15 protein-coding genes are annotated in these 19,367 nt (G+C 54.3%); 10 read left to right on the top strand and 5 right to left on the bottom strand.

What is annotated here, in order from left to right:
• The first annotated feature begins 178 nt into the window (after positions 1–178).
• A complete protein-coding gene (locus EHV07_RS10740) occupies positions 179–2,590 on the top strand; it encodes a membrane-bound PQQ-dependent dehydrogenase, glucose/quinate/shikimate family (RefSeq protein ID WP_168199616.1) in 2,412 nt (803 codons plus the stop codon).
• A gap of 116 nt (positions 2,591–2,706) precedes the next feature.
• Here EHV07_RS10740 and EHV07_RS10735 read toward each other — a convergent pair whose 3' ends face one another.
• Complete coding sequence (locus EHV07_RS10735; RefSeq protein ID WP_147197746.1) at positions 2,707–2,940, bottom strand: hypothetical protein; 234 nt, start codon at positions 2,938–2,940, stop codon at positions 2,707–2,709.
• Between the two features lie 400 nt (positions 2,941–3,340).
• Positions 3,341–3,511, bottom strand: a complete 171-nt coding sequence (locus EHV07_RS10730) for a general stress protein (protein ID WP_147197745.1) — start codon at positions 3,509–3,511, stop codon at positions 3,341–3,343.
• 1,058 nt (positions 3,512–4,569) lie between these two features.
• Between EHV07_RS10730 and EHV07_RS10725 the strand changes: the two genes are divergently transcribed.
• The gene (locus tag EHV07_RS10725; RefSeq protein WP_147197744.1) at positions 4,570–5,076 is read left to right on the top strand and encodes a CinA family protein; all 507 of its coding nucleotides are present in this window, start codon (positions 4,570–4,572) and stop codon (positions 5,074–5,076) included.
• 14 nt (positions 5,077–5,090) lie between these two features.
• On the opposite strand, the gene EHV07_RS10720 is transcribed toward EHV07_RS10725, so the two are convergent.
• From EHV07_RS10720 to EHV07_RS10710, 3 genes are all read right to left on the bottom strand, one after another.
• Positions 5,091–5,477, bottom strand: coding sequence for a YgiW/YdeI family stress tolerance OB fold protein (locus tag EHV07_RS10720; protein WP_147197742.1), 387 nt, complete (start codon positions 5,475–5,477; stop codon positions 5,091–5,093).
• Between the two features lie 102 nt (positions 5,478–5,579).
• A complete protein-coding gene (locus EHV07_RS10715; protein ID WP_147197740.1) occupies positions 5,580–5,789 on the bottom strand; it encodes a DUF2767 family protein in 210 nt (69 codons plus the stop codon).
• 219 nt (positions 5,790–6,008) lie between these two features.
• Complete coding sequence (locus EHV07_RS10710; RefSeq protein WP_147197738.1) at positions 6,009–7,322, bottom strand: CitMHS family transporter; 1,314 nt, start codon at positions 7,320–7,322, stop codon at positions 6,009–6,011.
• 470 nt (positions 7,323–7,792) lie between these two features.
• On the opposite strand from EHV07_RS10710, the gene EHV07_RS10705 reads away from it, so the two are divergent.
• The 8 genes from EHV07_RS10705 to kdpE all read left to right on the top strand — a co-directional run bounded on the left by EHV07_RS10705 (position 7,793) and on the right by kdpE (position 19,357).
• Entirely contained in the window at positions 7,793–9,337 is a 1,545-nt protein-coding gene (locus EHV07_RS10705; RefSeq protein ID WP_147197736.1) for a methyl-accepting chemotaxis protein, read from the top strand.
• Between the two features lie 96 nt (positions 9,338–9,433).
• Positions 9,434–11,395 (top strand): methyl-accepting chemotaxis protein, encoded by a 1,962-nt coding sequence (locus EHV07_RS10700; protein WP_147197734.1) that lies wholly within the window; start codon positions 9,434–9,436, stop codon positions 11,393–11,395.
• A 176-nt stretch (positions 11,396–11,571) separates the two neighbouring features.
• Positions 11,572–11,661 (top strand): K(+)-transporting ATPase subunit F, encoded by a 90-nt coding sequence (kdpF, locus tag EHV07_RS10695; RefSeq protein WP_147197732.1) that lies wholly within the window; start codon positions 11,572–11,574, stop codon positions 11,659–11,661.
• Positions 11,661–13,349, top strand: coding sequence for a potassium-transporting ATPase subunit KdpA (gene kdpA, locus EHV07_RS10690; RefSeq protein WP_147197730.1), 1,689 nt, complete (start codon positions 11,661–11,663; stop codon positions 13,347–13,349). The genes kdpF and kdpA overlap by 1 nt, the downstream gene beginning before the upstream one ends.
• 5 nt (positions 13,350–13,354) lie before the next feature.
• The gene (gene kdpB / locus EHV07_RS10685; protein ID WP_147197727.1) at positions 13,355–15,403 is read left to right on the top strand and encodes a potassium-transporting ATPase subunit KdpB; all 2,049 of its coding nucleotides are present in this window, start codon (positions 13,355–13,357) and stop codon (positions 15,401–15,403) included.
• Between the two features lie 10 nt (positions 15,404–15,413).
• Complete coding sequence (kdpC, locus tag EHV07_RS10680) at positions 15,414–15,989, top strand: potassium-transporting ATPase subunit KdpC (RefSeq protein ID WP_147197725.1); 576 nt, start codon at positions 15,414–15,416, stop codon at positions 15,987–15,989.
• A gap of 10 nt (positions 15,990–15,999) precedes the next feature.
• Positions 16,000–18,702, top strand: a complete 2,703-nt coding sequence (kdpD, locus tag EHV07_RS10675; RefSeq protein ID WP_147197723.1) for a two-component system sensor histidine kinase KdpD — start codon at positions 16,000–16,002, stop codon at positions 18,700–18,702.
• Positions 18,674–19,357, top strand: a complete 684-nt coding sequence (gene kdpE / locus EHV07_RS10670; protein ID WP_147197721.1) for a two-component system response regulator KdpE — start codon at positions 18,674–18,676, stop codon at positions 19,355–19,357. The genes kdpD and kdpE overlap by 29 nt, the downstream gene beginning before the upstream one ends.
• Positions 19,358–19,367: the final 10 nt, after the last annotated feature.

Here is a 19,367-nt window from a genome sequence, read left to right as displayed (position 1 = left end):
TGAGGAGCGATGTTTACACCCGACGCCGTCAGTAAGATTTTGAGACAATAATCTTTCGCCCTAATCCTTTGTTATAGAAGCTATTTAAATTATCCGCATGGATAACTTCGTCATTCTCCCTCGCCCGCCGTCACGCCTTATATCCTTGATTCACCCCTAACTTAATGATTAACACATCATGCTGAAGAAATTATTTACGTTCTCTTCTCTCACCGGGATTGTCGTCGGGCTGTTCGGACTGGCGTTTCTGCTGCTGGGAGGTTGGCTGGCGGCGCTTGGTGGCAGCCCATGGTATTTGTTGTTTGGTGCTGGTTTTTTGCTGAGCGGCATATTGATTGTCCGGCGTCAGGCGGCCGGGATTTGGCTCTATTTGCTTTCATTTATTGTTTGCCTGATCTGGTCACTGTGGGAGGTCGGTCTCGATGGCTGGCAGTTAATGCCACGTCTTTTTGCACTGGCCGTACTGGGCGTCTGGTGCAGCATGCCGTGGGTGACTCGTCCAGTCATGGCGGCACAGGGCCAACACCGGGTCGGTACGCTGGCAGGCGTGGTCTACATCGTAACCCTTGCAGGCATATTTTACGCGGGCTGGCACATAACCGGCCAGCGGTTTGTGCACCGGGAATCGTTGCCCGCTGCCGGGTCTCAGAATAGCGACGCAAGCGATCGAAATAACGACTGGCAACATTATGGTCGTACTGCCGCAGGTCAGCGCTTTTCTCCCCTTACGCAAATTACGCCAGCAAACGTCAGCCAGCTGCAACCTGCATGGACGTTTCATACCGGTGACAATCTGCGCAAAGGAGAAGATAAAGCCGGACGAGAGTTTAATTTCGAAGTCACTCCTGTCAAGGTGAACGACACGCTTTATATTTGTACCCCGCACCGTGAAGTGATCGCTCTCGATGCCACAACCGGGCATACACGATGGAAATTTGATCCCAAAGCCGATACTTCAGCCAATGAATATCTGGCCTGCCGTGGCGTGGCATACAGTAAAACCGTGGATGACCGCATCTGCCCGGAAAAAATTATTACCACCACCAGCGATGCGCGGATGGTCGCGCTGAATGCACAAACGGGGCAACCCTGTCCCTCTTTTGGTCAAAACGGCTTTGTCAGCCTGACCGACCATTTGGGCGAGGTGCCACCCGGCTTCCACTTCATCACGTCACAACCGATGGTCATGGAGGGGCGCATTGTGCTTGGCGGCTGGATTTATGATAACCAATCCACCGGAGAGCCGTCCGGCGTGGTGCGTGCTTACGATGTTAACAGCGGCCAGCTTGACTGGGCCTGGGATATGGGCCGAACGCCGCAGAACGCGCCGTTAAAACCTGGCGAAGTTTACACCCGCGGTACGCCCAACGGCTGGGGAACCTATACCGCCGATGAAAAACTGGGGTTAATCTATATTCCGTTAGGAAACGCGACGCCAGATTATTACGGCGCCCACCGGCGTTCTTTTGATGAGAAATATTCCAGTTCGCTGGTGGCGTTGGATATCCATACCGGTGAAGAGCGCTGGCATTTCCAGACGGTTCATCATGACGTATGGGATTTTGATCTCCCCGTTGGTCCAACGTTGGTCGATTTACCCGGAAAAAACGGCGATACCGTTCCGGCACTGGTGCAAACAACTAAAATGGGCAAGCTGTTCCTGCTGGATCGCCGCACCGGTAAGCCCTTAGCGCAGGTCAATGAAAAACCCGTGCCGACATCGCCATCCTTACCTGGAGAACGTCTTTCTCCTACTCAACCCGATCCAGCAGGCATGCCCGAGCTTTCACCACCCGATCTGAAAGAAACCGATATGTGGGGAGCAACGCCTGTCGATCAGCTTATCTGTCGCATTCAGTTTCATCGTTATCGCTACCAGGGCCAATACACGCCGCCCGCAGAAGGTACCTCAATCGCCTATCCTGCTTTTGATGGCGTAATGGACTGGTATGGCGGTTCGGTTGACCCGCAACGGCATCTGTTAATTGCTAATACCAGTTACATTCCGTTCACCATGCAGATGATGAAAGCGGACGAAGCGGTAAAAGAAGGCCTGATGAAAAACTGGGCTGGCTGGGGCAGCAAGCAATCCTATCCCAAACCAAAAGAGTTCGCCGTAGGACCAGAGTACGGTACACCCTGGGCGGCGGTGGTAAAACCCTGGCTAACCGCGCTGGGTGCGCCGTGTAGCGCACCGCCCTGGGGTAAGCTGGTTGCCATTGATCTCAACACCCGTAAAATTGCCTGGGAAAGACCAGCCGGCACAACTCGCGATATGAACATTTTTGGGACCCATACCAACGCCCCGCTACCCACCGGAATCTTTATGATGGGCGGCAACATTATTACCCGCAGTGGGCTGATTTTTATGGCGGCGACAGCGGATAACTATCTGCGAGCCTTTGATGAAGAGAGCGGACAAGAGCTGTGGCGCGCCCGCCTGCCGGCAGGCGGACAAGCAACGCCAATGACCTATATCGGCGACGATGGCAGGCAATACGTGGTTATTGCGGCAGGGGGGCACGGCGGACTGGGCACCACCACTGGTGATGCATTGGTAGCCTACGCTCTCCCTGCCCGGGGGAACTGAAGCGGATTTAGCGCAAAAAAATGCCCCCATTAAGGGGGCTGAAATTCGTTACAGTGAAATCTCACTACAGGATTAGTCCGCGCTTTTGGCGGAAAGTTCATTGAATTCTATAAAATTTATTCTTCTGCACGGTCTGTACCGCCGGGCGTTCTTTTTGCCCGCTTCAACATCTCCACGTGTCGGGAGAAATCCTCATGCACTTCCTGGCTGTTCAGATTAACGGAGGCGCAGCCATCTTCATCAATCAGGATCCGCTCTCCATCATCTTTCGCTTCCTGCACATCATTTCGCGACATCGCGTTGAGTAACCTTTCAGGGCTGGCAAAAAGGCTTTTAATCATTTTAAGCATGCGCAAATTCTCTTCCTGACAGAGAGGTCGGTATAACCCCCCTCCTTCTCTGCCTCTAACCTACAATCCGGGAGGTGCCCCGGCTCAAGTTCCATAATGTTTTAAAGTATACAAAGTTTTTATCTAAGCGCAGCGGCAAATTATTCTGAAACTGCATTATCAGCGTTATCTTATTGCAGGCGGAATGCATCACGCGATGCATTTACAATAACCTGTCGAAATAATAACGCTAATGTAAATAGAGAAAGAGATTATTGAGCCTGCCACTATCTCATAAGGAAAGATGCTCACAAGGAAAGATGTTGCGTATGAATCAAAGAAGTTTTTTCAGAAAACAGAAAACCACCACCCCATTACAGAACGGGGCGGCGGATGCCTTTGAGGCGATTTCAGCTAGCGCTTAGCTTTTGCGGCTTTTTTCTCCGCCTTTTTTACCGGCTTCAGACGCTTTTTCACGGTCATTTTTAAAGTTACCGCTACCGCTGCTGTTCTGACCGCCTTTTTTTCCTGCCTCAGATGCTTTTTCACGATCTTCGGAGAAATTTCCTGCATTACCACGATGCTGAGTCATACAAATGTCCTCTTCGTGTTAAAAGAATGCCCACTAACCTTTCCGGGTTTTCACCCTGAAAATCTGAGAAATACAGAAGTTATTTAATAGTGAGCGTCTCGCGTTATTAAATTTAGCAGCAGACAACATAATTGCAAGGAAACGGCAGAACAAAATTACAAAAATATCTTTTTTCTCTATCTCTATGATTAACATGAATATTAAAAATTACAGATATTGTTATTATTTTAATTTTAAAAAATAATTTTATTCCTGACTTCTAAATATCATTTTCTGGTGCTTTCAATAAGATGACGGCGGCCCTACCGCCAAAAACCTTTCGTTGCCTTCCCCTGACAGGCACCCTACAGTGACAGCTTGCGATGGTCCTGTGCTGAAATTATGAGCGCATTCCTAAAAGCGTCAAAAGCTGCATAAAAAACTGGACTTAAATTACCAATTTTTACATTATCCCTACAAGCTGTACGGCAGTTCTTAACTGGAAGATACAGCATGCTTCACTTTACTCTTTACCGGTTGCATCCGGCTTATACAGGGAAAAACGACGCTGGTTCAGCCAGGCAGATTTTATCTGCGGCTGCCAAACCTTAAACTGTGCATATTCATTGCGGTGAAGCATGGAAAAACAGCATTTTTTTACCCTACTCAACAAATGGTCCCGGATCCGCTTTACGGACGTATTCCTGGTCAAACCTATGGTGTTCGAACTGACCTCGCCTCGCTTCGAACTTTATGTACGCGATCAATCCGATCCCCCTCATGGTTGCTTATCCGTAATTTCAGTACCAACGAGAATCGGGAACTTCTTCTTGCGCGGTATTCGCGCTGGCTGGAAGAATTCCACCATCCTTCAGTGATTGAGGACCATTCTCGATTACATGAACCGCTAATTAACGAAACGCCTTTTACCGAAAGCTGGCTCCCTCTTTCCAATATCGATTCCAAATCAAAGGCGGTAATGATCGTCAGTAATGTTTAACTTGCCTGCTGGCGCGGAGGAATGTCGGTTAACTTTATCTATACTTCTGAAGCGGAGTATTAGCTAACAGAGGAATAATATGGATAAAGAATTGATAATGGCAGCCGAAGCGCTGGGCGAAGCGTTGAAAAAGGCGGGCGTAAAGCTGGCTACTGCGGAATCCTGTACCGCCGGGCTGGTCAGTTCCGCAATGGGTGCCGCCAGCGACAGCAGTACTTTTTTCACCAGCGGCTTTGTCACCTATACCGATAGCGCCAAACACCGTCTCCTGAACGTCAGTGAAAATACATTGCGGGTAAATACCGCCGTGAGCGAAGCCACCGTGCGGGAAATGGCGGAGGGCGCGAAGGCCGTCTCTGGTGAAGCCGTTAGCCTGGCGGTAAGCGGCTATGCCGGACCTGACGGTGGGGAAGACGGTACCCCGGCGGGGACAATCTGGTTTGGTTGGTGTTTGCCTGACGAACAGGTGTGTAGCACAGTAAGATACATTGCCGGGGATGCGGGAACCGTGGTGCATGAAGCCGCCCTTTTCTCTCTTCAGCATCTCACTCAACTGCTTGCCGAAGCGCGCCAGGCGACTTCCTGACTCTGGAGCGGGCCTTAAGGCTCGCCGAGTTGCTTCACCAGCACATGCGTCTGTTTACCTTTGCCTTTAACAAATCCACTAACGCGGACTAAATCTTTCGAATCGTATTTCTTGCCGCCCCACGCCGATTTTGGAATGGTCAGGTTAATCGCGCCGGACTTGTCCTGAAAATCGTAGGTATCACCACCGGTTTTTTTGATGATGTTTCCTTCCAGCGTCACCCACGCCCCGTCGCGCAGTGAGCGGATTTGCGTGATTTTGGTCTCTGCCGTATCTTCAGAGCCTTTGTAGCCGGCGTCCTGTTTATGCGGCGGCGGCGGCGCTTCGCCCGCCTTGAATCCACCTTCGTCGGCCATTGCGCCAAAACTTAACAGTATTGCCAGGGTCAGAATCTTTTTCATTTTCTCTCCTTAAAGGATCAGGCTGTCCACTTCTGTTTTTTCACTCTTCAAGCCTGGCAGAAATAGCCTGTTTTAGGGGCGGACTGGTGAAAAAAAACGAAATTAATCGGGCTTGATCAGTCGGATAGCATGCTCCAGCACCTTTTGCTCGTCGCGGTCCGCATCTTCACGTTCGTGTCGCGTTTTTTTCAGCAGTTGGGTCAGCACATCACGCTGCGTGTTAAAACCGTTTTCCGACAGCACGATCACCGCATCACCAATTACCCGGCAAACCTCGTCATAATACTCTTCACTCAGTGCGTCACGCTTCATCGCCTTTCTCCTTTACCGTTACTGCGATAAATACTTTCAGGTGTATAGACCCAAAAAGTATTGGTCGGCAAAGGTTATCCCGCAATTTACCCGTAAGGAATGTCACCCTTTGATGTGACGCAGATCACATTAACTTGTTCACAAAGAGAGAATTCTGCGTGCCCGGACAGTAGCCCGCCCGGATGCCAGCCTGCCTTCCCAGGCAGGCCAGCTGAGCCGCTATCGGTTATAGAACGGGAATGCGCCGAACAGTAATCCGCCTGCCAGCAGCGCCATACTGACCAGAATCCCCCATTTGATGGAGAAACGCTGATGATCGCCAATATCCACTTTCGCCAGCCCTACCAGCAAATAGACTGAGGGTACCAGCGGGCTGAGCAGGTGAAACGGCTGGCCAATAATCGACGCGCGGGCAATCTCCTCTGCGGAAATCCCATAACCCGCAGCCGTCTGGGCGATCACCGGCAGAATGCCAAAGTAGAAGGCATCGTTAGACATAAAGAAGGTAAATGGCAGACTGACCAGCGCGGTAAACACTGCCAGATAAGGTCCAAAGCTGTGGGGGATTACCGCCAGCAGGCTTTTTGCCATCGCATCGACCATGCCGGTTCCTGAGAGAATACCGGTGAAAATACCGGCGGCAAATATCAGCGAAGTCACCGCCAGCACGTTGCCCGCATGCGCGCTGATACGGGCTTTCTGCTGTTCCAGCGAGGGATAGTTCAGCATCACCGCAATGGCAAAGGCGAGCATAAACAGGATCTGGATCGGCATCAGCCCCGTGACCAACAGCACTAATAATGCGGTGGTGAGGATAAAGTTAGGCCAGAACATTTTCGGACGGCGATTGGCTTCACACTCTTTGGCATCCCCCAGCCCCAGCTCAATTTCATCCAGATGCTGATTACTGATGCTAATTACCCCCAGGCGCTTGCGCTCACGCAGACCAAAAAGAACGGCCATGCCGACCAGCGTCACACAGGCGATAAACATCGCTGGCAGCATCGGAATAAAAATGTCCAGCGCATCAATGCGTAAGGCAGCCGCCGCACGGGCTGTCGGGCCGCCCCAGGGAGACAGATTCATAATACCGCTGGCCAGATTCACCAGACAGGTCATTGCCAGCACGTTCATGCCCAGCTTGCGATAGAGCGGCAGAAAAGCCGCCACCGCAATCATATAGGTAGTCGAGCTGTCGCCGTCCAGCGAGACCAGCAGCGTCAGAATAGCGGTTCCCACCAGCACTTTCAGCGGATCGCCGCGCACCAGTTTCAGGATAAAGCGAACCAACGGATCAAACAGGCCAGCGTCAATCATCAGGCCGAAATAGAGAATGGAAAAGGTTAACATCACCCCTGTCGGCGCCAGGGCTTTGACGCCGTTCAGCATCATCTCGCCCAATCCCTGGTAATAGCCAAACACCAGCGCAAAGGTGGTCGGCACGATAATCAACGCAATCAACGCCGACATCCGTTTGCTCATGATCAGATACATGAAGCAGGTCACCATCGAAAAACCGAGTATGGTCAACACGATATTTACTCCCGTTACAATTCGGCATTCGCCTTCTGTCGGTGGCGGCCATAGCGAAAAGTTATCTAATTGTTGTTAACGCAGGTTACTAATTAATTAAAATATTTCAGATTAAAATGCTAACCCGTTGTTTTAGTTCCAACCGGCTGAATAAAGTTAATACCAGGCTTATAAAATTTGACATTTATTTAACAACAAACAGTGATAGCGATCGGCTTTCCGGCACGCTGACAGAAATTATTGTGATTGAGATCGTCCCGACGCACACCGCCCAAAATCATCGCCTCGTGGGCATTCATAGCAAAAGACTTATCGCTCGCTATTCACTAATGCGCCATCTGATAAGCATTTCTGATTTAGTTCTTCCACATAACGCGCAGCTTAAGCGAGGTGAAGTTACCGCCAGAACTAAATCTTTTCCCCGGAATGCCGATACTCACTGCATCATAGTCCCTGTTAAGGATGTTCAGATGTCGCTTAAAAAGTCTTCACTATTGGTTTTATCTTTCTTATTTATCATTTTTTTCGCCAGTATGATCGCCAACGTCTGGCTGCTGACGCGCAGTAACCAGTCGCTGGATGCGGTGAATAAAGAGATTCGCGTCGTGCTGTCGATCATCGATCCCATTAACCACAGCCGTACATTACGGGTGCGCGTAATGGAATATATGAAAACGATGGAGGATGGCAACCTACAGTCTAAGCCGACGATGGACGGGCTGAATGAGGTGATGGGCAAAGCGGATAAGGCTTTCCAGGCCTATCTCGCCGCGCCAAAACTGGCAAATGAAGCTGCCCTGGCCGATGCCTATCGCAATACCTATCTGGCCTATCGTCAGCAGGGTATCGACCCCATGATTGAAGCCGCACGCGCTAACGATCAGCAGCGTTTTAAAAACCAGATTGCGACGGTCGTGCGCCTGGATCGGGCGTATGAAATCCAGCTGGATCAGGTGCTGGCGCTGCATGAGCAATATGCGAAACGGTTGAATGCTGAAGCACAGAGCCACTTTGTCTTCGGGATTGGCCTGATTATCGCCTTCAGCGTGCTGTTTTTGGTGGTGATCGCCGCCGTGCTGATGTTCCTGAAGCGTTATGTGCTTAACCCGCTGGACAGCGCCAAAACCCATTGCAGCCAGATTTCTGAAGGGATTCTGGACACGCCGGTGCCGGTGAAAGCCTCTTCACGCAGCGAAATTCAGGATCTGATGCGCACCATGGAACAGATGCGTCGCTCTCTGACTGAAATCATCAGCCAGGTTCGTAGCTCCACGCAGACGGTATCCAGTGCCTCGCAGGAAATTGCGGCAGGTAACGTTGACCTTGCCTCGCGTACTGAACAACAGGCTGCTGCCCTGACGCAAACGGCCGCCAGCATGGAAGAGCTGGGCGCAACGGTAAAACAGAACACCGAAAACGTTTTTGAAGCCAGCCGTTTAACCAGCGAAGCGGTGAAAAATGCCAAAACCGGCGAGAAAGTGTCGCAGGAAGTGATTGTCACCATGGGGCTGATTAACAGCAGTTCGAAAAAGATTGAAGACATTACCGGCGTTATCAACAGTATCGCTTTCCAGACCAACATTCTGGCACTGAACGCGGCAGTTGAAGCAGCGCGTGCAGGTGAGCAGGGCCGCGGCTTTGCCGTTGTCGCTGGCGAAGTACGCAATCTTGCGCAACGCAGCGCGGTTGCGGCAAAAGAAATTGAAAGCCTGATTGCCGAATCCGTCGCCAACATTAAAGCCGGTTCCGATCAGGTTTCCAGAACTGGCGATGCGATTGGCGCAATTATCGCATCAGTCAGCCAGGTCGATGTCTTGATGGATCATATTTCCACCGCGTCCGATGAGCAAAGCCGCGGAATTAGCCAGATCGAACAGGCTGTGACGGAAATGGACAGCGTCACCCAGCAAAACTCGGCGCTGGTACAGGAATCTGCCGCCGCGTCCGCCTCGCTGGAAGAACAGGTGCTGCATTTAACCCACTCCGTTTCTACTTTCCGCCTGGCAGACGCCTGAGTCCGACCCACGCTCCCGTGAAGACGGGAGCGTGATGATTAAAACAAGAAAACCCTATTGTAAGGGGTAAACAGCCATTTTTTTTAAGAGAACACCATGAGTAAATTAACTGATTTCTGCAATGTGTTGCTGCCGAAGAGGCTCAACCCCACGGCTGCCCGTCCAGTCAGTAAAACCTATGACTGTCGGGCATTGCCTACGTCATTTAAGCAGCTGGGCGCGGGATCCGGTTCCGGCCTGCTGATGGTTTTTGTCCCACCAGAAGCGGATTTTGCCAAAGTGAACGCGGCCTGGCAGAAAATGAGCCAGCCCGGACGTACCGTGCTGGTTCTTTCCTCTACCGGTGCGCTTTGCGCGCAAAAAGGCAAATCCACCTACTGCGCCACTAATGGGCCGCAGGGAAGCTGGATGTGGCTGCCGAATCAGGTGGTTGCCGGGCATGAAGTCCATACCGTTGATCTTAAAATGCCGGCGACAGCCAACGTCACCGAGCGTATCGCCAGCATCCGTGCGCAGCTCGACCGTTTGCAGGTCAATATGTCGCTTTCTGCCGAGCAGACCTTTGCGATGATCTACTGCGATGGCCTCTCCTCTTCAGAAGGCTTCCTGATGCAGGCCTGGTATGACAGCGGCCGCTTCCCCTGCCTGGCGATTGGCGGTTCTGCCGGAGGCCGTACTGACTTTGCCGGCACCTGGATTGCGACTAATCAGCAGATCCTGCAAAACAAAGCGGTCATCGTGTTTTGCAAAATGGCCAAAGGGAAATCTTTTGCGCCTTTTAAAAGCCAGAACTTCCAGCCGACATCACAAAGCTGGCTGGTGGCAGAAGCCGATCCGGTGGCGCGTACCGTCACGTCGCTGTTCGATGCGAAAGGACGCCAGCAGCCTGTCGTTCAGGTGTTGTGCGACTATCTGAAGTGTCAGCCTGCGCAACTCGAAGAGAAGCTAAAAGGAAAAACCTTTGGCGTAAAAGTGGCCGATGAATATTTTATTCGTTCAGTGGCAAAAATTGAGCCGGGCAGCCTGTCGTTTTTCTGCGATCTGGAATTCGGCGATCGCCTCTATCTGCTCGAAGCCTATGATTTTGTCTCGGCGACCAAACGTGACTGGGAAAAATTTGTTGCCAGCTGGGGCAAACCGGTCGGCCTGTTGCTGAACGACTGTTTGCTGCGCCGCCTGAATAACCCGGAAAGCCTGCCTTCTGCTGAGCTGTTTGAGGGAATCCCGGCGGCGGGCTTCTCCAGCTTCGGTGAAATCTTTGGCGTGCCGATTAACCAGACGCTCTCCGCCCTCGCCTTTTACGACCATGACGTAAAGGCGATGACGCGCTTTCCCATTGAATATGCCGACTACGCCGGTCATTACGCCCAGCGATCGCTGCGCCGCTGGGAAGCCTTACATACGCTGCAAACTGACGTTATTGAGAAAGTCATTAACTACCAGCAGGAAATTAGTCCGGTGATTAAAACCTTCCCGCTGCTGGAACAGGCAACCAATCGCCAGAGCGCTGCGCTGGACATTGCCGGCGTAAATATCGGCGCTATTGGTGATGCCGCCACGGTAACGCTGGAAGCGCAGGACGAGCTGGGATCGGAAATTGGCGAGCTGGAAAAAATATCAATGGGGATCACCCAGATCACCAGCGGGATCAGTACGATTGCCGATCAGACTAACCTGCTGGCGCTGAATGCCGCTGTGGAAGCGGCGCGTGCCGGTGCGGCGGGCCGTGGATTTGCGGTAGTAGCAGAAGAGGTGCGCCGCCTGGCTCGTTCATCAAAAGAACAGGCAGATGCCACGCGTAGCAGCATCAACGAAACGGTAGCGACGATCGCCCGTATTCGTAAAACCGCCTCGAAAACGGTTGCCACGACCGAAGATATGGCGCTGAAGAGTGAGTCAGCACGCGGACAAATCAGTACGCTCAGCGAGCAAAATGCCGCTGAACGTCAGGGTATGGCCGAAAACATCGATCGCCTGAAAAATGCCGCCGACGGGATGGATGCGATGCATAAAGCCGTGGCGCAGCTGACCGTGTTGCAGGATTTGGTGCGCTCGTGATCTAAACCGGTTCAGAGGTAAGCACGTGAATTAAGCCCCGCTTTTATAGCGGGGCTTTATTTTTTTCAGCACGATTTTATACTTTTTTTACACCGCGCCCCGCCGTTTATACGCCATTTTTGCATCCTAATTTTTACACTCTCGCCATATCGTTATAACGCTTAGGGAGATGAAAAATGGGTGCAGGCGTAATTGCCGGCGTGGTGCTGGTGCTACTGTTACTGGGTTATTTAGTCTATGCCCTGATTAACGCGGAGGCCTTCTGATGGCACTCCCGGGCTTTTTACTGATCGCCAGCTATATGCTGGTTTTGCTGTTACTGGCAAAACCGCTGGGACGCCTGCTGGCAAAGCTGATCGCAGGCGAGCCGCTGCCGTGGATCGGGCGCGTAGAAACGGTGCTCTGGCGCGCCACTGGCCATGAAGAAATGAACTGGCAGCGCTATCTGCTGGCGATTTTACTGTTTAATGGACTGGGCTTTTTGCTGCTGCTGGCTCTGCTGATGCTGCAAGGCGATTTGCCGCTGAATCCGCAGCACCTGCCCGGCCTGAGCTGGGATTTGGCGCTGAATACCGCCGTGAGTTTTGTGACCAATACCGACTGGCAGGCGTATGCGGGCGAAACCACCCTCAGTTATTTCAGCCAGATGGTCGGCCTGACCGTGCAAAACTTCCTCTCCGCAGCCAGCGGGATGGCGGTGGCGTTTGCGTTGATCCGCGCTTTTACCCGTCAACAAACCTCGCTGCTCGGCAATGCCTGGCAGGATCTGATTCGCATTACGCTGTGGGTGCTGCTGCCGCTGTCGCTGATTATCACTCTGCTGTTGATCCAGCAGGGCGCACTGCAAAATTTCAATGAATATCAGCCATTTGTCACTATAGAAGGGGCAAAACAGCTGATGCCTATGGGGCCGGTCGCCTCGCAGGAAGCGATTAAGCTGCTCGGCACCAACGGCGGCGGTTTCTTTAACGCGAACTCAGCCCATCCGTTCGAAAATCCCACGGCGTTGAGTAACGCCATTCAGATGCTGGCGATACTGCTGATCCCGGCCGCGCTCTGTTTTGCCTTTGGTGAAGCCGTTGGCGATGCCCGTCAGGGGCGAGGCATTCTCTGGACCATGGCGCTGATTTTTGTCGCCGCCGTGGCGGTAGTCATGTGGTGTGAAACCCAGGGCAACCCTCACTTCAGCGCGCTGGGCGCTACCAGCAATCTCAATATGGAAGGCAAAGAGAGCCGTTTTGGCATCCTGCCCAGTGCGCTTTTCGCGGTGGTAACCACCGCGGCCTCCTGCGGCGCGGTGAACGCCATGCATGATTCCTTTACAGCGCTGGGCGGCATGATACCGATGTGGCTGATGCAGATCGGCGAGGTGGTGTTTGGCGGCGTAGGCTCTGGATTCTACGGCATGCTGCTGTTTGTGCTGCTGGCGGTATTTATTGCCGGTTTAATGATTGGTCGTACGCCCGAATATCTTGGCAAAAAGATTGATGTACGCGAGATGAAAATGACCGCAATGGCCATTCTGGTCACGCCCGCGCTGGTGCTCACCGGTACCGCGCTGGCACTGATGACCGATGCCGGACGCGCTGCGATTTTCAACCCCGGCAACCACGGTTTTAGCGAAGTGCTTTACGCATTATCGTCGGCGGCCAACAACAACGGCAGCGCCTTTGCCGGGCTGGCCGCCAACTCGCCTTTCTGGAATCTGCTGTTAGCCGTTTGCATGCTGCTGGGCCGTTTTCTGGTTATCGTTCCGGTTATGGCGATCGCCGGGTCGCTGGTAGAGAAAAAAACGCAGCCCGCCACTCAGGGCACGCTGCCGACGTACGGCGCATTGTTTATCGGCCTGCTGGCGGGAACCGTGCTGATGGTCGGCGCGCTGACCTTTATCCCAGCCCTGGCTTTAGGCCCGGTTGCGGAACACCTTTCCCTGACCCGCATCTTCACGGAGTAATCTTTATGAGTCGTCAGCAACTGGCGCTGTTCGAGCCCTCACTGGTTCGGCAGGCGCTGATCGAAGCTCTGAAAAAGCTTAATCCACGCTCGCAGTGGCGTAACCCGGTGATGTTTATCGTCTGGGCTGGCAGTTTACTCACCTCTCTCCTGGCGCTGGGCATGCTGTTCGGTACGCTCTCAGGCAGCGCGGGTTTTACCGCCGCTATCAGCCTGTGGCTGTGGTTTACCGTGTTATTTGCTAATTTTGCCGAAGCGCTGGCGGAAGGCCGCAGCAAGGCGCAGGCCAGTAGTCTGAAAGGCGTAAAAAAAACCGTTTTCGCCCGCAGACTCCGCGCCCCGCATCGCGAAGCCGCCGTCGATCTCGTTCCGGCAGAGGAGTTGCGCAAAGGCGATATCGTGCTGGCAGAAGCGGGGGAAATTATTGCCTGCGACGGTGAAGTGATTGAAGGAGGCGCATCGGTAGATGAAAGCGCCATCACCGGCGAGTCGGCTCCGGTTATCCGTGAGTCAGGCGGTGACTTTGCCTCGGTGACCGGCGGAACGCGGATCCTCTCCGACTGGCTGGTGATCCGCTGTAGCGTCAACCCCGGCGAAACCTTCCTTGACCGGATGATCGCCATGGTCGAAGGGGCTAAACGCCGCAAGACGCCGAACGAAATCGCCCTGACCATTTTGCTGATTGCCCTGACCATCGTCTTCCTGCTGGCAACCGCTACGTTATGGCCCTTCTCCGCCTGGAGCGGCAACGCCGTGAGTGTCACCGTGCTGGTCGCGCTACTGGTCTGCCTGATCCCCACCACCATTGGCGGATTGCTGTCTGCTATCGGCGTGGCCGGCATGAGCCGGATGCTCGGGGCGAATGTTATCGCCACCAGCGGCCGCGCCGTTGAGGCGGCGGGCGATGTTGATGTTCTGCTGCTGGATAAAACCGGCACCATAACCCTGGGCAACCGGCAGGCATCCGCCTTTTTGCCTGCGCCGGGCGTGGAAGAAAGCAGGCTGGCCGATACGGCACAGCTGGCATCACTCGCCGATGAAACCCCGGAGGGGCGCAGCATTGTGGTTCTGGCAAGACAGCGTTTTAACCTGCGCGAGCGTGAAATTCAAAGCCTGAATGCCACCTTTGTCCCCTTTACCGCCCAAACTCGCATGAGCGGTATCAATCTTAACCAGTTGGTTATTCGTAAAGGATCCGCAGAAGCGATACGGCGGCACGTGGAGGCAAACGGTGGCCACTTTCCGCCTGAGATCGACCAGCTGGTGATGGAGGTCGCCCGAACCGGCGGCACGCCGCTGGTGGTGGCCGAAGGCGCAACGGCGCTGGGGGTTATTGCGCTGAAGGATGTGGTAAAAGGCGGGATCAAAACCCGTTTCGCTCAGCTGCGTAAAATGGGCATCAAAACGGTGATGATCACCGGTGATAACCGCTTAACCGCAGCGGCCATTGCCGCCGAAGCGGGCGTCGATGATTTTCTCGCCGAAGCAACGCCGGAAGCCAAGCTGGCGCTAATTCGTCAGTATCAGGCAGAAGGCAGGCTGGTGGCGATGACCGGCGACGGCACCAACGATGCCCCGGCGCTGGCTCAGGCTGACGTGGCGGTCGCCATGAACTCCGGAACACAGGCCGCAAAAGAAGCCGGAAATATGGTGGATCTCGATTCAAATCCCACCAAGCTGATTGAAGTCGTGCATATTGGCAAACAGATGCTGATGACACGCGGCTCGCTGACCACCTTCAGCCTGGCGAACGACGTGGCGAAGTACTTTGCCATTATCCCGGCTGCTTTTGCCGCCAGCTGGCCTCAGCTGAACGCGTTAAACGTTATGCATCTGCATTCACCCGCGTCAGCCATTCTCAGCGCGGTGATATTTAACGCGTTGATTATTGTAGCGCTGATCCCGCTGGCGCTGCGAGGCGTGCATTATAAGCCTCTCAGTGCAGCGGCCATGCTGCGTCGCAATCTGTGGATTTACGGCCTCGGCGGCCTGGCGGTGCCTTTTCTCGGCATCAAAGCGATCGATCTGCTTCTGACGCTCTCTGGTCTGATGTAAGGAGTTTCCCGTGTCTCAACTACGTCCTGCATTCGTTGTGCTGATTTTACTGACGCTGATTACCGGCGTGCTGTATCCCTTTCTGGCAACCACACTGGGGCAAAGCTGGTTTGCGCAGCAGGCCGGGGGATCACTGATTGAAGATCGCGGTCAGATCCGCGGCTCACGCCTGCTGGGCCAGGCATTCAGTGAGGAAAAATATTTTCACGGTCGTCCTTCCGCCACCGCCGACCTCCCCTATAATCCGATGGCAAGCGGCGGGAGTAACCTTGCCGCCAGCAACCCGGCCCTTGATAAGGCTGTAGCCGAACGCGTAGCGCAGCTTCGGGCAGAAAATCCGCAGGCTACCGCCGCCATTCCGGTTGATTTACTGACTTCTTCTGCCAGCGGTCTTGATTACGGTATTTCACCGGAGGCTGCCCTGTGGCAGCTACCACGCGTTGCCCGCGCCCGTGATTTGCCAGCGGAACAGGTCAGGCGGTTGATTAATACCAATACCCACCAGCCACCGCTGCGTTTTCTCGGTCAGCCATGGGTTAACGTTCTGGAACTGAACCTGGCGCTGGACGCCATGCAGGAAGAGTAAGGAATACGCGATGAGTGAGGAGCCTTTCCGTCCCGATCCGCAACATCTGCTGAAGCAGGCGAACACCCGCTATCGCGGCAAACTGAAGATTTTTTTCGGTGCCTGTGCGGGCGTTGGCAAAACCTTCGCCATGCTTCAGGAAGCGCAGCGCTTGCGCAGCCAGGGGCTGGATATCCTCATTGGCGTGGTGGAAACCCACCAGCGCCAGGAGACGGCAGCGTTGCTTGACGGGCTGCCTGTCCAGCCCGCTAAACGCCGGATTTACCGTGGTCGCACGGTTCAGGAGTTCGATCTTGACGCGGCGCTGGCTCGTCGTCCTTCGCTGATCCTGATGGACGAACTGGCGCACAGCAACGCGCCTGGCTCGCGTCATCCCAAACGCTGGCAGGATGTAAAAGAGCTGCTCGACGCAGGTATTGACGTCTTTTCGACCGTTAACGTTCAGCATCTTGAAAGCCTGAATGACGTGGTGAGCGGCATAACCGGTATCCAGGTGCGTGAGACGCTGCCAGACCCGGTGTTCGACCAGGCAGATGAGGTGATCCTGGTGGATCTGCCGTCGGACGATCTCCTCCAGCGCCTGCATGAAGGCAAGGTTTACCTGGGTGAGCAGGCCGAACGCGCCATCGAGCATTTTTTCCGGCCGGGCAATCTGATCGCCCTGCGTGAACTGGCGCTCAGACGCACCGCCGATCGGGTTGACGATCAAATGCGCGCCTGGCGTGATATTAAAGGAGAGGAGAAGGTCTGGCATACACGGGACGCGATTTTACTCTGTCTTGGCGAAGGAACAGGTAACGAAAAGCTGGTACGTACCGCAGCGCGGCTGGCGGCGAAGTTGGGCAGCCAGTGGTATGCCGTCTACGTAGAAACGCCCCGGCTTCATCGGGTCGCGCCTGCAAAGCGACGCAGCCTGTTCAGCGCCTTACGCCTCGCTCAGGAACTGGGCGCGGAAACCGCGGTACTCGCCGATACCTGCGCAGACAAAGCCGTTGTACGCTACGCTCGCGAACATAATCTTGGCAAAATAATCATCGGCAGACGCGCCGGAAAACGCTGGTTAAAAGGCAGCGCTTTTGCCGACAGACTGGCCAACCGTGCTGCTGACCTCGATTTGGTGATCGTGGCGCTGGAAGACAAAGCCACGGTCTGGTCAGAGCAAAAACAAGACGACCGCAGCTTCAGCGAAAAGTGGCGGGTACAGATCCGGGGCTGTACGCTGGCGGTGTTGATGTCCGCGGTGATTACGCTGATTGCCAGCCGGTGGCTGGCAGCGTTTGACGCTGCAAACCTGGTGATGATCTATTTGCTTGGTGTGGTGATCATCGCGCTGAAATATGGCCGCTGGCCTTCGGTACTGGCAACGGTGCTAAACGTGATCAGCTTCGACCTGTTTTTCATTGCGCCACGCGGCACGCTCGCGGTTTCCGACGTACAGTATTTACTGACGTTTGGCGTGATGCTGAGCGTAGGACTGATTGTCGGCAACCTGACTGCGGGCGTTCGCTACCAGGCGCGTATTGCACGCTATCGGGAACAGCGTACCCGACATCTTTATGAGATGTCTAAATCGCTGGCAACCGCCCGTACAACCCACGCTATCGCCACCACCAGCGCGCATTTTATTCATTCAACCTTTAACGCTCGCAGTTTGCTGCTGCTCCCTGACGGCACCGGCCAGCTGACTGCCTGGCACGGCGTCGACGGCCCGTTTGCCTGGGATGAGGCGATTGCTCGCTGGAGCTTTAACAGCGGGCAACCGGCAGGCGCAGGAACGGATACCCTGCCCGGCGTCCCCTGGCAAATGATGCCGCTGCGTAGTGCAGATGAAACGTTAGGCGTTGTGGTGGTCGCATCAGGCAGCAAGCTGTTAATGATGATCCCGGAACAGCAACGCCTGCTGGAAACCTTTACTTTGCTGGTCGCCAGCGCGCTGGAACGTCTGGCATTAACCACGCGCGAAGAGCAGTCTCGTCTTGCCAGCGAACGGGAACAGCTGCGAAACTCGCTGCTGGCGGCGCTGTCTCACGACCTGCGCACACCGCTTACCGTGCTGTTTGGTCAGGCTGAAATCCTGACGCTGGACCTCGCCAGCGAGGGATCGGCCCATGCGCCGCAGGCCAGCGAAATTCGTCAGCATGTTCTGAACACGACCCGACTGGTGAACAATCTGCTGGATATGGCCCGCTTACAATCCGGCGGTTTTAACCTGCGAAAAGAGTGGCTCACGCTGGAAGAAGTGGTGGGTAGCGCGTTAAAAATGCTGGAACCTGGCTTAGGAGGACGGCATATTCTACTGGATATGGACGATCCGCTGGCGCTGATTGAAGTGGATGGCCCTTTATTTGAACGGGTGCTGATAAACTTACTGGAAAATGCGGCGAAATACGCCGGAACCAGCGCGAAAATTGGGATAAGAAGCCGCATCAAACCCGGCGAGCTGATGCTTGAGGTGTGGGATACCGGCCCGGGTATTCCGCCCGGCATGGAACAGGCTATTTTTGCCAAATTCGCTCGTGGCAATAAAGAATCTTCTGTGCCCGGCGTTGGACTGGGGCTGGCTATCTGCCAGGCAATTGTGGACGTTCATGGCGGAACTCTCGTTGCCCATAACGGTGCTGAAGGCGGCGCGAGTTTTATCGCTACGCTGCCCCAGGCACCTGTGCCGAAATTAACGGAAACTGATGATTACGCAAACCCTGCTGATAGTTGAAGATGAAAAAGAGATCCGCCGCTTTCTGCGCACTGCGCTGGAGGACGAGGCCCTGCGGATTTATGATGCCGAAACCCTGCAACGCGGGTTAATTGAAGCCGCCACGCGCAAACCGGATCTGGTGATTCTGGATCTCGGATTGCCGGATGGCGACGGTCTCGAATTTATCCGCGATTTTCGCCAGTGGAGTCAGGCACCCATTATTGTCCTTTCTGCACGGAGTGGAGAAGACGATAAGATCGCCGCGCTTGACGCCGGTGCTGATGATTATCTCAGCAAGCCCTTCGGCATTGGCGAATTGCAGGCCCGTCTGCGGGCTGCGCTGCGACGCTCAGCGACATCACCCGACAGCGAACCGGTTTATCATTTCGGTAACGTACGGGTTGATCTCGCCGCCCGCCGCATCACCCGGCATGACACAGAACTTCATCTTACGCCGATTGAGTTCCGGCTGCTGGCCGTGCTGTTGAATAATCAGGGTAAAGTGCTTACCCAAAGACAGTTACTCACCAGGGTTTGGGGGCCGGGCGCCATTGACCGCAGCCATTATCTGCGCATCTACATGGGCCATCTGCGACAGAAGCTGGAGGACGACCCGGCCCGCCCGCAGCACCTGCTAACTGAAACGGGGATTGGCTATCGTTTTCAGTTATAAACGCAACTCA

It is taken from the genome of Pantoea sp. CCBC3-3-1 (assembly GCF_007981265.1).
Taxonomy (GTDB): Bacteria; Pseudomonadota; Gammaproteobacteria; order Enterobacterales; family Enterobacteriaceae; genus Erwinia.
Note: the sequence above shows the minus strand (reverse complement) of the source record. Positions and strands in the feature narration are given on the sequence as shown.